Source organism: Williamsia sp. M5A3_1d (genome assembly GCF_053345315.1).
In genome coordinates this window covers 298,347-313,047 of sequence record NZ_JBKEZX010000002.1, presented here as the reverse complement: position 1 = coordinate 313,047, position 14,701 = coordinate 298,347, and the positions used below count along the sequence as shown (strand labels likewise).

The following is a 14,701-nucleotide window of genomic DNA, read 5'->3' as shown; positions in this document are numbered from 1 at the left end:
TCACCATGTGGCCGGCGTCGGTGGGTCGTGGCGGGTGGTCGGGGTCGGTGTGGTCGGGGTCGGTGTGGGCGCAACGGATGTCGAGGTCGGCGGCGGATCGGTGGGGCCGGTCTGCTGATCTGCGGCGGAGGCGGTGGTCTCGACGGGTTCGCCGAAGTCCTCGGGGTCGGGGTCGGCCATCCACCAGGCGGTGAGCATCGTCGGGGTACTGACCCCGATCACCATCAGCGCGATGAGCAGCACCCCGATGCCGTACACGTTCTGTCCCTTGATGAGATCCATCGCCGACCCCATGAAGATGAGGACGAAGTAGGGGATGAACGACAGGGAGAACACGGCGAAGTAACCGATGGACCGGGCCGAGTTGCGTTGCGCCAGCTGGATCTCGTCGAGTGCACCCACGGGTGCGTCGATGATCGACCCGGTGACGGTCCGCAGGACGCCGAGGATCAGCATCAGCGCGACGATCGAGATGACGAACGGCGCGAAGAACCAGTACGAGAAGATCGCGACCACGGCTGAGGCCAGCAGGATGGTCTCCGCGCCGGCGAGCGCGATGACCAACCGTCGGAACGAGCGACGATTACGCAGCGTCGGCCAGCGGTGGGCGTTCTTTGCACACGACCTCTCGTATCGCGCGAGGCGCCAATCTTCGTAGCGACGCCACAGTGCGGGCTTGGCGTGTTCGGGGATCGTCGAGTGCGGGTCGGTCATGACGACGCTCCGTTCCTGTTGGCGTACAACTCTGCGGACATGGCGCCGAATTCGGTGCGGCTGAACACGGCTTCGACGGGGAGACCGAACACGGCACAGATGCGGAAGGCGAGATCGAGGCTGGGGTAGTTGTCACCCCGCTCGAGCGCGCCGACCGACTGGACGTTGATCTCGACCTTCTCGGCGAGTTCGGCGCGCGTCATCCGGCGTTCGGCGCGCAGGACGCCGATGCGGTTGTAGATCGGGAGCTGGGCTCCCCTGCGGACTGGGCTCACCCAAAGAAGTATTAGGAAAACACAACACCCTGTCAACAGGTGACAACAAATTGCTGTTTAGTGATTCAGTCGGTGCTGGTGAGACCCGGTGATGTCGTCGATCCGACGACATCGGCGACCACCCGCGCCGCCTCGCGACCCGCACGGTTGGCGCCGATGGTCGACGCCGACGGACCGTAGCCGAGGAGTTGGACGCGGGGCTCGTCGGCGACCACGGTCGCGAGGCGGCCGGTCATGGTGATCCCGCCGCCTGCGCTGCGCAGCCGTAGTGGCGCGAGGTGGTCCAGTGCGCTGCGGAACCCAGTGTTGTAGAAGATGACGTCGACGTCGAGTTGCGTGCCGTCGGCGAACGCGACGCCCGTCTCGGTGATGTCGGTGAACATCGGTCGCCACGCGAGGATCCCGTCGGCCTGCGCAGCGGCGATCGCGGGCGTGCGCCGGAGTCCGGTCACCGACACCACCGACGTCGGCGGTAGCCCTGCGCGTACTCGGCGTTCCACGCGGGCGACGGCCTCGCGGCCCTGTTCGGGCGTGAAGGGCCCGTCGGTGAACACCGGCTCGGTGCGCGAGCACCAGAACGTCTCCGCATCGGTTGCCGTACGGGCGATCTCGATGAGCAGCTGGATCGCAGAGATCCCCGCGCCGACCACGAGGACGCGCAGTCCGTCGAAGTCGTGCGGCCCGGAGTAGTCGTGGGTGTGCAGCGTGCGGCCGGCGAATCGCTCGGCGCCGGGGATGTGCGGTACGAAGGGGCGATCCCAGGTCCCGGTCGCGTTGACGAGGGTGGCGGTCTCGAGTGTGGTCGTCGGTGTCCCGGGGCCCGCTTTGCAGGTCACCGTGAACCGCGGGTCGTCCGGGTCGCGTCCGGGCACCAGGTGCACGGCGCTCACGTGGACCGGTCGGCGGACGGGGAGGTCGAAGCGTCGTTCATAGCGTCCGAAATAGTCGGCGACCGCGGTCGATGCGGGCCACTCGTCGCATTCGACGCCGAGCGCCTCGGTGAGGCCATAGCCGGGGAGATCGTGGACGTGGTTTGCACCGGCGAGGGTGAGTGTCGGCCACCGGAACTGCCAGGCCCCGCCCGACGACGGTGCGTGGTCGAGGATGACGAAACGACCGCCGAGGCCGCGCCGTTGGAGGAAGTAGCCCACCGAGAGGCCGGCCTGGCCGCCGCCGATCACCACGCAGTCGAGCTGCTCGTCGGAGGGCACGATGAGAACACTACTCAGCGTTCACGGCGTGCCGATATGCGTCGGGCAACCGGATGGTCTCGGTGGCCAGAAAGTGCAGTCTCCGTGCGGCCGCCGTCGCAATGGGTTCCGCCGGTGCGTCCTCGGCTGTGTGGTCGGCCAGGATCTGTGCTGGTCGGTGCAGGTGGTTGGCGCGTGGTGGGCCGGTGCTGCCGTTGGGTGACCAGCCGTAACGACCCCGATCGGGTCCGTAGTCGATTTTCACGGTCTGGAACTGGCCCGGGCCGTGGCCGACGGCCCGGTTGTGGGGGCCGCACGCGGGTGCGAGGTCGGTGATGTCGGTGAAACCACCATCAGCCCAGTCGCTTTCGGCGTGATGGATCTCGACATGCGCGAAGGGGGTGGGGCATCCGGCCTTGCCGCAGCCGCCGTACTGGGAGAACAGTGCGAATCGCTGGGCCTGCGTCGCCAATCGCTTGGCGCGACCGTGGAACAGCGGCTCGCCGGTGATGTCGTCGAACACCGACAGATGCATCTGCGCTGTCGCGGCCAGCGCGATGACGTCGGTCATCGGGAGGTCGGCGCCGGTGGCGGTGTGGGCGATCCCGGCTCGTTCTCGCAGTTGCTCGTCGGTGATGGACACGATGATGTGTGGCGGCAGCCCTCGGTGGGATCCGCCGAGGAGTCCCCCGTCGACAGCCGCCTGCAGCAGTGCCTTCAGGGCGTCGTGGTTGCGTTGGGACTGCGATCGGTGGTCTCGATCAGCCGCCTTGCGGAGGAGTGCAGGATCGATGCCGTCGCCGTCTCGACCGCCGTGGGGTGAGTGCTCGTCGTCGGGGTTGTTCATGCCGGGCGCGGCCCAGGCTGCGAGGACGACATCGAACAGTGCGCGCGTCGTCGGATCCAGGTGGCCGGTGAGCTTCGACATGAGCAGGGAGTCCTGGGTTCCCACGCCCACCCCGCGGTTCCGGGCGCGATCGCGGTCCGACGGCAGGTCGCCGTCGGGGTCGAGATGGGCGAGGATCCGAGCGCCGGCGCGGGCGATCTCGCGCGGTCCGAAGTCGCGGGCGATGTCGGCGAGCTGCGCCTCCGCGCGGTCGCGCTCGTCCGAAGGTGTTGCCGCAGGGACTTTGTCGAGAACATCGAGCACGGCGATGACGTGTTCGTGCGACAGTGCGCCGTCGGCCATGGCCGCCGCGGTCTCGGGGCAGCGCGGGGAGAGAGGTTCGCCGGTCATCGACAGCATCGACGACAATTCCGCGACCTCGCGAAGTCGTTTCTTGGGTGCTGCGACTCGGAGGCGTTCTCCGACGAACTCGATGAGGTTGCGACACTCCACCTCTCGGTAGGCCTCGCGGTCGGACACGTCGGCGATCCGACGGAGGCCGGTGGACCCCATGATGCGCGTGATTCGTTCGTGGGTGATCGCGAGTTCTGCGACCTCGGCGTCCGTACAGGCATCGGCAGACTCGGCGGCGATCTCGGCCGCAAGGCATTCCAGCGCAGCGTATTTGACGATCAATGTGTTCCCCACGAACAGCCTCCCCCCGGATGCATCGACTAGGTCGAGTCTAGTTCAGGTGTACGACATTCGCAAGTGTGTTCGATTGGCCCGCAGACCGAAGCTGTCGAGGGTTGTCGCGGCCGCCGAGGGCAGGCCGCGCGATACGCTGACGTCCATGATCGGGAGCACCACGGACGGGTCCGTCACGACCATCGAGCTGCAGCGCGCGGACAAGCGCAACGCGCTCGATCACGCCATGGTGGACGGCCTCGTCGCCGCGGTCGACGACGCCGTCGCCGCCGGTGCGCGGGCGATCGTCCTCACCGGCGAGGGTCGGGTGTTCTGCGCGGGCGCCGATCTGTCGGGGCCGGTCTACGACCCCGCGTTCCTCGCCAAGCTCGTCTCGGCGTTGCAGCGCATCGAGGCGACGCCGGTGCCGGTGATCGCCGCCCTCAACGGCAGCGCACTGGGTGCCGGGCTGCAGTTGGCGATGGTCGCCGACCTGAGGGTGATGGCGCCCGACGCGCTCTGCGGGATCCCGGCGGCCAAGATCGGTGTCGCGGTCGACGAGTGGACGATCCGCCGACTCATCTCACTGGTGGGATCGGGCACGGCGCGAGGCATGCTCATCGGTTGCGACCCGCTCACCGCCGAGCATGCGCTGTCGGTGGGCTTCGCCAATCGCATCGGCGACCTGGCGATGGCGCAGGAGTGGGCGGCGAGCATCGCCGAGCTGGCGCCGCTCACCCTCGCCCACTACAAGCTGGTGTTCGCCGGTGACGGCGCCCGTGACGACGTGCCCGCCGATCGGGCGGCCGCGATGATGCGTGCCTGGGAGAGCGAGGATCTCGCCGAGGGCCGGGCCGCGAGGGCCGAGAAGCGCAGCCCGCGGTTCACCGGACGCTGAGCAGCTACTTCAGGCGCTTGACCGACGAACCGGGTCGGTAGACAAGCTGTTTCACCGCCGCCGGCGGCGGCACGATCCCGGGTCCGCCCGCGCGCATCCAGTCGCCGACCTCGGCCATCGCCGACGCGCTCAACACCTTCTGCAGCCAGACCGGTCGGCCGCCCTTCACCCTTCCCGCCCGTGACGGCGACACCACGATCACATTCGAGCGCTTGCAGTCGTCGAGGCAGTCGCTGGTGCGAACCCGCGCAGCGTCGCTCGCCGCCGACCGCAGGGCGTCGAGGTGCTCGTCGTGGTCGATGTCGGGATGTTTACGCGCGGTGCCACAGCAGCAACCACGACACACCGTGGCCGTCGGCAGGGTGGTGGCGGACTTCTTACCGGACAGCATGAGCTCCGATGTTCGACGGCGGACCCGCGTGGCCCGATGACACTCATGAGCCTAGGTCATGTGTTCCAGGCCGCTCTACGCCACCCGGCTTTTGTGCGCAAGGCTAAGGGATTCGAGTTTTCCTACCCGAAACATGCTCGAACTGCGCGGGATACACCTCGCCTCTAGCGTCGCGATATTGCCCGCCAGGGGGTGGACATCATCTGCGATTGCCGATCGAGGAGAACGCATGACACAGGAAGTAGTGGAGCCGAACCCGGCTCTCACCGGGCCACAGGCCGCAGCGACCCGAGAGACGTTGGAGGACTACACCCTCCGCTTCGCGCCGCGTAGTTATCGCAAGTGGGGACCGGGCGTCGTCTCGATCTCCGCGCTCGGTGGCATCGCCTACCTCGCCGACTTCGCGATCGGCGCGAACATCGGTATCGCCAACGGCACCGGTAATGCGTTGTGGGGCATCCTGTTCTTCGCGGTCGTCGTCGTGTTGACCGGATATCCGCTGGCCTACTACGCGGCGAGGTACAACATCGACCTCGACCTCATCACGCGCGGTAGCGGTTTCGGCTACTACGGCTCGGTGCTGACGAACGTCATCTTCGCGTCGTTCACCTTCATCTTCTTCGCCCTCGAGGGCTCCATCATGGCGCAGGGGCTCAAGCTCGGTCTCGGGATCCCGCTGTGGCTGGGCTATCTCGTGTCGTCGGTGCTGGTGATCCCGCTGGTGATCTACGGGATGAACACCCTGGCCAAGCTCCAGGTGTGGACCACCCCGCTGTGGCTGGTCATGATGGTGCTGCCGTTCCTGTACCTGCTCATCACCCATCCCGACGCCGTCGGTGACTTCCTCTCCTACAGCGGCGGTCTCGACGCCCAGGGCGGACAGGGCGTGTCCTTCGCCGGCACCATGCTGGCCGCCGGTGTCTGTCTGTCGCTCATCGCGCAGATCGCCGAGCAGATCGACTACCTGCGCTTCATGCCCCCGAAAACCGCTGAGAACAGCCGCCGCTGGTGGACCGCGGTCATCGCGGCGGGCCCGGGCTGGGTGTTCTTCGGTGCCATCAAGCAGGTCGTCGGACTGTTCCTCGCGGTGTACCTCATCCTGAACTTCGCCGATCAGGCCGGCGTCGCCAACCAGCCGGTCGAGCAGTTCCTCGCCATCTACGAGGACTTCATGCCGCACTGGCTGGCACTGACCCTCGCGGTGATCCTCGTGGTCATCAGCCAGATCAAGATCAACGTCACCAACGCGTACTCCGGCTCGCTCGCGTGGACCAACAGCTTCACCCGCGTGACCAAGACCTACCCCGGACGCCTGGTGTTCCTGGTGTTCAACGTCGCCATCGCCATCGTGCTGATGGAGGCCGACATGTTCAGCTTCCTCAACAACCTGCTGAACTTCTACGCCAACTGCGGCATCGCGTGGATCGCGACGGTCGCCTCCGACATCGCGATCAACAAGTTCCTGCTGAAGCTCTCGCCCAAGCAACCGGAGTTCCGTCGCGGGATGCTCTACAGCGTGAACCCGGTCGGGTTCGGCAGCGTCGTGATCGCCGGCGGGTTGTCGATCATGACGTACTTCCACGTGTTCGGCGACGCCATCCAGCCCTACTCGCCGATCGTCGCACTGGTGCTCGCGGTGGTCCTCCCACCGATCTTCGCGGTTGCCACCAAGGGCAGGTACTACCTGCGTCGCACCGACGACGGGATCGACCTGCCGATGCTCGACGACGACGGCAATCCGTCCGACGCCAAGCTCATGTGCTGCGTCACCGGCATCGAGTTCGAGCGGCCCGACATGATCGCCTCGGCCAAGCCCGGCCCGAACGGCGAGAAGCAGTACATCTCGTCGCTGGCCCTGTCGTGCGACAAGACCGGCGAACACGTTCTGCCCGAACAGAAGTAACACCTCGGGCAACCTGGAGCCCGAACACTGCGGGGAGCGTCGACACCATCTGTCGACTGCTCCCCGCAGTGCTGTGCCGGTTCGCCCGGGCCGCAGCCGAACTCACATCCCCGGGGCTCAGGGGAAGAAGATGGTCCCGCCGTTGAAGTCCTGTGCCCAGCCGCGACCGTTGCGGTACTCGTCGCTCACCGGGAAACCGAAGAAGCCGGTCGAACCACCCTTGGCCGACCAGCGTCCGAGGATGCCGCCCCACACCGTGCGGGTTCCGCCGGCCGACGAGTAGTACACGTTGCCGCCCTGGAAGTTCTGGCGCTTGCCGCGGCCGGGGACGTCGATCTCGTTGGTCAGGGGCCAGCCGAGCACGCCGCGCTCGTACCGCAGCGACGCCCACTTGCCGCGGATGGCGCCGCCCACGTAGTGCGCCGTGCCGCCGGCGACATTCGCCTTCCAATAGAACGAGACGTTCTTCTCGAACCTCTGGAACCGCCCACCCTGGAAAGCGGGGGACTCGGGGATCAACGGGTTGCCCCACGTGTCGGGTCCGCCGGTGGCCGTGTAGGCCTCCTCGATCCGCCCGCCCACGGTGAACTCGCCGTAGGTGTCGTCGGCGCTCGCCACCCCGGCGAGCTGCGTCGACGCGATCGTCAGCACGGTCACGGCCGCGACGGTCAGTGCCGTCACTCGTTCTCTGATGCGCATGGGTGTCACTTTCTGCTTCGTGAGGTCACCGACCCGCGTCGATTGTTCCCCCATGGCAACGGTTCGCACCAACCCTCGACGTCGGATGGTGACGTGATCGACGCGGTTCCGCCGCACGCTCCGATATGCTTGGTGAGCACACGTAATTAGGGAGGCTAGATGTCTGACGTGATCCCGGACCGCGATCTCGTACCCGAGTACCCGATGGCGCGGACCTGTCCGTTCGATCCGCCCGCCGAGCAGACCGAGAACGGCCCGGTGTCGAAGGTACGGATCGAGACCGGCGCGACCGCGTGGCTGGTCACCGGATACGAGGAGCAGCGCGAGGCCCTCGTCGACCCACGCCTGAGTTCGGACTTCCGGCGACCCGGCTACCCGGCGCGCGTGATGGAGCGTCGCACGCGGTCGTTCATCTCGATGGACAACCCCGAGCATCAGAAGCAGCGCCGGATGCTGATCAAGCACTTCACCGTCAAGCGGATCGCGTCGATGCGACCGGCCATCGAGGGGTTGGTCGACTCGCTGCTCGAGCAGATGCTGGCACAGGACGGCCACGCCGATCTCGTCGCCGATTTCGCGCTCCCGCTGCCGTCGCTGGTCATCTGCGACCTCCTCGGCGTGCCCTACGCCGATCACGACTTCTTCCAGCGGTGCAGTTCGATGCTGCTCACGACGTCCGCGCCGATCGAGCAACGTGAGGCCGCCCGCGACGACCTCGCCGACTACCTGCGCGACCTGGTCGCCGAGGCGGTGGAGAACCCCGGCGACGACCTCATCGGCGATCTCGTGGTGAACCAGGTGCGGCCCGGCCACCTCACGACCGCCGAGGTCGCCGACATGTGCAGCCTGCTTCTCATCGCCGGGCACGAGACGACCGCGAACATGATCGCGCTGGGGACTCTCGCGCTGCTGCGCCACCCCGACCAACTCGCCGAACTCCGCGCGAGCGACGATCCCGCCACGATGACCGCGGCGGTCGAGGAACTGCTGCGCTACCTCACGATCGTGCATCAGGGTCTGCGGCGCGTGGCCACCGACGACATCGAGATCGCCGGCACCACCATCGCCGCGGGGGAGGGCGTCATCCTCTCGGCCGATGCGGCGAATCGGGCCGACGACGCCTTCGACGGCGACCCGAACACCCTCGACATCCACCGGTCCGCGCGACACCACGTCGCCTTCGGTTTCGGTGTGCACCAGTGCCTCGGCCAGGCACTGGCCCGCCTCGAACTCGAGATCGCCTACCGAGCCCTCATCACGCGTGTCCCCGGCCTCGCGGTGGCCGCCGAGCTCGATGACATCGACTTCAAGGACGACATGTTCGTCTACGGCGTCCGGTCGCTCCCGATCACCTTCGAGACCACCACCTCCGACACATCCGCCGGCGAGACCTCATGACCATCGACATCGACCGTGACGCATGCGTGGGCGCGGGCCAGTGCGTCCTCGCGGCACCGGATGTGTTCGATCAGAGCGAGGACGAGGGCATCTCCTACGTCCTCCCCGACGCACCCGTCGCGACCCGGACATCGGAGATCGCCGACGCCGTGGACCGCTGTCCCGCGCGGGCCATCTCGACCACCGCGTGACGCACTTTCGGCTGACGCGCACGCGGTCGGTCGTTGATACCCTCAGCCGGGTGAATCGCTCTCACTGTCGAATGTCCGGATCGATGCGCCGATGCTGATCCGGCTCCTGCGTACCTATCTCGCGACCTACCGTCGTGAACTGCTCGCCGTGGTGGTGCTCCAGCTCGTCGCCACCATCGCGATGCTCTACCTGCCGACGCTCAACGCCGACATCATCGACTCCGGTGTCGCGCGCGGCGACACCGATTACATCGTCGACATCGGCATGTGGATGCTCGGCATCTCCCTGGTGCAGGTGCTGTGCAGCATCGCCTCGAGCTACTTCGGGGCACGCGCGTCGCTCGGCGCGGGCCGCGACATCCGCCGCGACCTCATGGGGCGCGTCAGCACCTTCTCGGCCCGCGAGGTCGGTCAGTTCGGTGCACCGTCACTGATCACCCGCACCACCAACGACGTCCAGCAGGTGCAGATGCTGGCCGTGATGGCGTGCACGATCCTCGTCACCGCACCCATCATGTGCATCGGTGGCATCGTGCTCGGTCTGCACGTCGGCAGCTCCCTTGCATGGGTGCTCGTGGTCGCCGTCCCGGTGCTCGGCGGCAGCATGGCGATCATCATCGCCCGCATGATCCCGGGTTTCCGGGCCATGCAGAGCCGCATCGACACCGTCAACCGTGTTCTGCGCGAACAGATCACCGGCATCCGCGTGGTACGTGCGTTCGTCCGCGAACCCTACGAGCGCGAGCGGTTCGACCGCGCCAACGACGACCTGACCGACTCGGCGCTGCGTGTCGGTCGCCTGATGGCGCTGATGTTCCCGGTCGTCATGCTCATCACCAACGTCACGATGGTGGCCATCGTGTGGTTCGGCGGCTACAAGATCGCCGACGGCACCGTCGAGATCGGTTCCCTCACCGCGATGATCAGCTACGTCATGCAGATCATGATGGCGGTGATGATGGCGTCGTTCCTCGCGATGATGGCCCCGCGCGCCACGGTGTGCGCCGAACGGATCTCCGAGGTCCTCGACACCGAGACCTCGGTGCGGCCGCCGGAGAAGACGGCGCCGTTCGTGACCGATCCGGGCACCATCGAGTTCTCCGGCGCCGAGTTCCGCTACCCCGGCGCCGACGCGCCTGTGCTGTGCGACATCTCGTTCACCGCCACCCCGGGAACCACCACCGCCGTGGTCGGCTCGACCGGTTCGGGCAAGACCACCCTGCTCGGCCTCATCCCTCGACTGGTCGACGTGACCGGCGGCGCGGTATCGGTGGGTGGCACCGACGTGCGTTCACTGGACCCCGACGAGCTGCGGCGCGTGATCGGGCTGGTGCCGCAGAAGCCGTACCTGTTCTCCGGGACCATCGCGACCAACATGCGCTACGGACGCCCCGACGCCACCGACGACGAGATCTGGGAGGCGCTGACCGTCGCGCAGGCGGCGGACTTCGTGCGCGACATGCCCGATGGGCTCGACACCGCCGTCGCCCAGGGCGGCACCACGGTCTCCGGCGGGCAGCGACAACGCCTCGCGATCGCCCGCGCACTGATCCGGCGACCCAACATCTACCTCTTCGACGATTCGTTCTCCGCCCTCGACCTCGCCACCGACGCCCGGCTGCGCGCGGCCCTGCGCCCGGCGACCACCGACGCGTGCGTCGTCATCGTGGCCCAACGCATCTCGACGATCATCGACGCCGATCAGATCGTCGTCCTCGAACACGGAAGGGTGGTCGGCGTGGGCCGCCACCACGACCTCGTCGACACCTGCCCCACCTACACCGAGATCGTCGAGTCGCAGATGGCGGTGGACGCCCGATGACGCGCCCCGGCGGTGGCGGCGGTGGCATCCCGATGGGCGGGGTGCCGGGAGAAAAGGCGCGGTCGTTCCGGCCGTCGGTGAAACGCCTCGGCGGCAGGCTCGCGACGCGACGACTCTCGCTGGTGGTGATCTTCGCGGCCGCCGTCGGTTCGGTCGTCCTCACCGCCCTGTCGCCGCGGATCCTCGGCCACGCCACCGACATCATCTTCTCGGGTGTGATCGGTATGTCGTTGCCCGACGGCGTCTCCAAGGCCCAGGCCGTGCAGGGTCTTCGCGAGCGCGGCGACGGAACCTACGCCGACATGGTGTCGTCGATGAACGTCACGCCCGGCACCGGCGTCGATTTCGGCGCACTGGGATCGACGCTCACCCTCGTGCTGGTGCTCTATGTCGCCTCGGCCCTGCTGGCGTGGTTGATGAGTCTGCTGCTCAACGTCACCGTGCAGTCGACGGTGCGCGAGCTGCGCACCGAGGTGGAGGACAAGATCCACCGACTCCCGTTGCGCTACTTCGACACCACCCCGCGCGGCGAACTGCTCAGCCGCGTCACCAACGACATCGACAACGTGTCGCAGTCGTTGCAGCAGACCATCTCCCAGCTGCTCAACTCGCTGCTCATGGTTGTCGCGATCCTGGTGATGATGCTCGTCATCTCGCCGCTGCTGTCGCTGATCGCGATCATCACCGTGCCGCTGGCGGTGCTCGCCACCGCGATGGTCGCCAAACGCTCCAAGCCACACTTCCTGTCGCAGTGGAAGAGCACCGGCGCACTCAACGCCCAGGTCGAGGAGGCCTTCACCGGCCACGAGGTCATCAAGGTGTTCGGGCGCGCACAGGAGGTCGCCGATCGCTTCGACGAACGCAACGAGTCGCTCTACGCGTCGAGCTGGCGAGCCCAGTTCATCTCCGGGATCATCATGCCCACCATCATGTTCCTGGGGAACCTGAACTACGTGGCGATCGCGGTCGTCGGCGGTCTCCGGGTCGCGTCGGGCAGTCTGAGTCTCGGTGAGGTGCAGGCGTTCATCCAGTACTCCCGCCAGTTCACCCAGCCGCTCACCCAGATCGGGTCGATGTTCAACCTCATGCAGAGCGGTGTCGCCTCGGCCGAGCGCATCTTCGACATCCTCGACGCCGAGGTCGAGGACGCCGACCCGGCCGCGCCGAAGCTCCCGGTCGGAGACGCGGGAGAGGTTGTCGTGAAGGATGTCTCGTTCAGTTACCGCGACGACACGCCGCTCATCGAGGGCCTGTCGCTGACCGCGCGGCCGGGTCACATGGTCGCCATCGTGGGCCCGACCGGTGCGGGCAAGACCACCGTGGTGAACCTGCTCATGCGGTTCTACGACGTCGACTCGGGCACCATCTCGCTCGACGGCGTGGAGACCCGTGAGATGACGCGCGCGGACCTGCGGGAACGAACGGGCATGGTGCTGCAGGATTCCTGGCTGTTCGGCGGCACCATCCGCGAGAACATCGCCTACGGCGACCCCGACGCCGACGACGCCGCGGTGATGGCCGCGGCACGTGCGGGCCATGTCGACCACTTCGTGTCGATCCTGCCCGACGGGTACGACACCGTGATCGACGAGGAGGGCGGGGGTGTCAGTGCGGGCGAGAAGCAGCTCATCACGATCGCTCGGGCGTTCCTGGCCCAACCGAGGCTGCTGATCCTCGACGAGGCCACCAGCTCGGTCGACACCCGCACCGAACTGCTCATCCAGAAGGCGATGCAGGCGCTGCGGGCCGATCGGACGAGTTTCGTGATCGCACACCGGCTCTCGACGGTCCGCGACGCCGACACCATCCTCGTGATGGAGGGCGGCAAGATCGTCGAGCAGGGTTCACACGACGAACTCATCGACGCCCGCGGCGCCTACTTCCGGCTCTACAACAGCCAGTTCGCCGGCACGGTCACCGCCGACACCGACGGCTGAGTCTCACGCCTGCACGGGCGGGGTGGCGCACACCGCGATGACGGCGGTGCCCGCGGTGCGCAGGCCGTCGTCGACGAGTACACGGAACTCGTCGTTCGCCACGAACGGCAGATCCGAGGTGTAGACGAAGCGACCGTCGGCATCGATGTGGACCGAGCCGTGGCGTGGACCGCCGGCGACGGTGTAGATCCGACCGATGCCGTCGTCAGGGCCCACGATGGCGCCCGGTACCGACCGCGACAGCACCGACACCCCGTCGGCCGTCGCGGCGTACACGCGGGAACCGTCGGGACTGCACACCAGGTGACGGGGGAACTCGCCGGTGGGGGCCGCGGCCACCACCGTCCCGGCGCGCAGGTCGACCGCCGAGATGGCGTCGCCGAACGACGCGGCCACGAAGACGGTGTCCCCGTCGGGTGCGGCGACGACGGCGGTGTGCAACGCGCCGAGATCGATCACCGAGAGCACCAACAGGGTGCGGGTGTCGACGGTGGTCAGCGTGCGTGCGTCGGCCGAGACCAGGTGCAGGCGGGAATCGTTCGCGCCGAGGGCCATGTCGGGGACGAAGCCGTCGGCGCGGATGGTGCCGACCTTGCGTGGGGCGCCCGCCGGTGTCGTGATGACGTGGACGAGTGCATCGGGGCCGGACTCGTCGAGTACGTAGGCGCGGAGCCCGTCGGCGCTCACCAGCATCGAGCGGATCCGGCCGAGTCCGTCCACGCGTCCGACCTCACCGCCGTCCCCGTGCGAGGCCGAGCCCAGCACACGGAGCGACCCGCCGCCGTCGGCGACGAACAGCGCGGCGCCGTCGGCCGACACCGCGACTGCGACCGGCGCGGCGACCTCCACGGCACCGATGACCGATGCCGAGACGGTGTCGATGACGGCGATCCTGTCCTCGTCGGTGAGGGCGACGTAGACGCGCGCACCGGACGGGTCGACGGACAGCGCCGTGGGTACGCCGTCGAGGTCGATCACGTCGACGACCGCCGACGTGGTGGTGTCGATCATCGACCACGTCGATGCCTCCGAGCTGATCACGTGGAGGCGGGCGCCGGTGGCGTCGAGGGCCGTGGTCCGCGGGGTCGCGGCCAGGTCGATCGACGCGCTCCCGGTCGCGTTCACGGAGAATCGCACCGGCGTACGCGCGGCGTCGGCGGACACGATCGGGGCGACCGCCAGCGTGTGGCGGTGACCGGCGTCGTCGGACACGGCGATGCGGAAGCGATCGGCGACCGGGCCGGCGGTGCGGCTCAGACGGTGCACCGCCATCCCCGGTACGTAGTCGAAGGACCCGTCGGCGCGCACGGTCGCCCGGCCGTGTTGCGGTGCCGACTCCAGGACGTGGCGAGCGACGGTGTCGTCGGCATCCCGCGACGCCGACCCGACGAACGGCGCTCGACCCGAGATCGATCGGACAACGGTGTCGGCGGCGGGCGGTGTGGCTGTGTGGAACACGCGGCGCCGCAGCGAGGTCTTCCAGCGCGGTGTCGCCGGGACCGGCGCCGTCGGGACCGCCGGGACGCCGGGATCGACACGCGGCGACACAGGGTCGAGATGTGTCGGGAGATGCGCCGGTCCCCGGGAGTCGGACGGGACGATCGCCCCCGGCCCGGACCGGTCGGTCCCGTCTCGCGTGGTGCTCCGTTGCCTGACCGTTGTCTCGATCGGACCGTTCTCGTCCACCCCGTGCATGTCGCGCCCCCGAACAGTTCTGTCAGATGTTCATGTTCTCGACCCCGGCCGTTGCACTCCCCGCCGTTCCGAGAT

General features: G+C 67.8%; 13 protein-coding genes. 6 read left to right on the top strand and 7 right to left on the bottom strand.

Translation table 11 applies throughout. The features are described from left to right. The 4 genes from ACLBW1_RS08970 to ACLBW1_RS08955 form a co-directional block, all read right to left on the bottom strand. On the bottom strand, positions 1–714 hold the full coding sequence (locus ACLBW1_RS08970; protein ID WP_447811492.1) for a hypothetical protein: 714 nt from the start codon (positions 712–714) through the stop codon (positions 1–3). Then, positions 711–989 (bottom strand): helix-turn-helix transcriptional regulator, encoded by a 279-nt coding sequence (locus ACLBW1_RS08965; RefSeq protein ID WP_447811491.1) that lies wholly within the window; start codon positions 987–989, stop codon positions 711–713. The genes ACLBW1_RS08970 and ACLBW1_RS08965 overlap by 4 nt, the downstream gene beginning before the upstream one ends. 65 nt (positions 990–1,054) lie before the next feature. Continuing rightward, positions 1,055–2,200 carry a flavin-containing monooxygenase gene (locus ACLBW1_RS08960; protein ID WP_447811490.1) on the bottom strand — a complete coding sequence of 382 codons (1,146 nt, stop codon included), beginning with the start codon at positions 2,198–2,200 and terminating at the stop codon, positions 1,055–1,057. Between the two features lie 10 nt (positions 2,201–2,210). Next, positions 2,211–3,713 (bottom strand): DUF222 domain-containing protein, encoded by a 1,503-nt coding sequence (locus tag ACLBW1_RS08955; RefSeq protein WP_447811489.1) that lies wholly within the window; start codon positions 3,711–3,713, stop codon positions 2,211–2,213. Positions 3,714–3,858: 145 nt separating this feature from the next. Here ACLBW1_RS08955 and ACLBW1_RS08950 point away from each other — a divergent pair, with 145 nt between their 5' ends. Beyond that, on the top strand, positions 3,859–4,590 hold the full coding sequence (locus tag ACLBW1_RS08950) for an enoyl-CoA hydratase (RefSeq protein ID WP_447811488.1): 732 nt from the start codon (positions 3,859–3,861) through the stop codon (positions 4,588–4,590). A 4-nt stretch (positions 4,591–4,594) separates the two neighbouring features. Here the strand turns inward: ACLBW1_RS08950 and ACLBW1_RS08945 are convergent, their stop codons facing one another. Then, positions 4,595–4,981 carry a (2Fe-2S) ferredoxin domain-containing protein gene (locus tag ACLBW1_RS08945; protein ID WP_447811487.1) on the bottom strand — a complete coding sequence of 129 codons (387 nt, stop codon included), beginning with the start codon at positions 4,979–4,981 and terminating at the stop codon, positions 4,595–4,597. A 229-nt stretch (positions 4,982–5,210) separates the two neighbouring features. Between ACLBW1_RS08945 and ACLBW1_RS08940 the strand changes: the two genes are divergently transcribed. After that, positions 5,211–6,884, top strand: a complete 1,674-nt coding sequence (locus ACLBW1_RS08940) for a purine-cytosine permease family protein (RefSeq protein WP_447811486.1) — start codon at positions 5,211–5,213, stop codon at positions 6,882–6,884. Positions 6,885–7,001: 117 nt separating this feature from the next. On the opposite strand, the gene ACLBW1_RS08935 is transcribed toward ACLBW1_RS08940, so the two are convergent. Continuing rightward, positions 7,002–7,583 (bottom strand): LGFP repeat-containing protein, encoded by a 582-nt coding sequence (locus ACLBW1_RS08935; protein WP_447811485.1) that lies wholly within the window; start codon positions 7,581–7,583, stop codon positions 7,002–7,004. Between the two features lie 159 nt (positions 7,584–7,742). On the opposite strand from ACLBW1_RS08935, the gene ACLBW1_RS08930 reads away from it, so the two are divergent. The 4 genes from ACLBW1_RS08930 (at position 7,743) to ACLBW1_RS08915 (ending at position 12,931) form a co-directional block, all read left to right on the top strand. After that, positions 7,743–8,981, top strand: a complete 1,239-nt coding sequence (locus ACLBW1_RS08930) for a cytochrome P450 (protein WP_447811484.1) — start codon at positions 7,743–7,745, stop codon at positions 8,979–8,981. After that, positions 8,978–9,172: a ferredoxin gene (locus ACLBW1_RS08925; protein WP_447811483.1), complete on the top strand. Its 195-nt coding sequence runs from the start codon at positions 8,978–8,980 to the stop codon at positions 9,170–9,172. The genes ACLBW1_RS08930 and ACLBW1_RS08925 overlap by 4 nt, the downstream gene beginning before the upstream one ends. A 91-nt stretch (positions 9,173–9,263) precedes the next feature. Beyond that, positions 9,264–10,994 carry an ABC transporter ATP-binding protein gene (locus ACLBW1_RS08920; protein WP_447811482.1) on the top strand — a complete coding sequence of 577 codons (1,731 nt, stop codon included), beginning with the start codon at positions 9,264–9,266 and terminating at the stop codon, positions 10,992–10,994. Beyond that, a complete protein-coding gene (locus ACLBW1_RS08915; RefSeq protein WP_447811481.1) occupies positions 10,991–12,931 on the top strand; it encodes an ABC transporter ATP-binding protein in 1,941 nt (646 codons plus the stop codon). Before ACLBW1_RS08920 ends, ACLBW1_RS08915 begins: the two co-directional genes overlap by 4 nt. Positions 12,932–12,934: 3 nt before the next feature. Here ACLBW1_RS08915 and ACLBW1_RS08910 read toward each other — a convergent pair whose 3' ends face one another. Beyond that, positions 12,935–14,617, bottom strand: a complete 1,683-nt coding sequence (locus ACLBW1_RS08910; RefSeq protein WP_447811480.1) for a YncE family protein — start codon at positions 14,615–14,617, stop codon at positions 12,935–12,937. Positions 14,618–14,701: the final 84 nt, after the last annotated feature.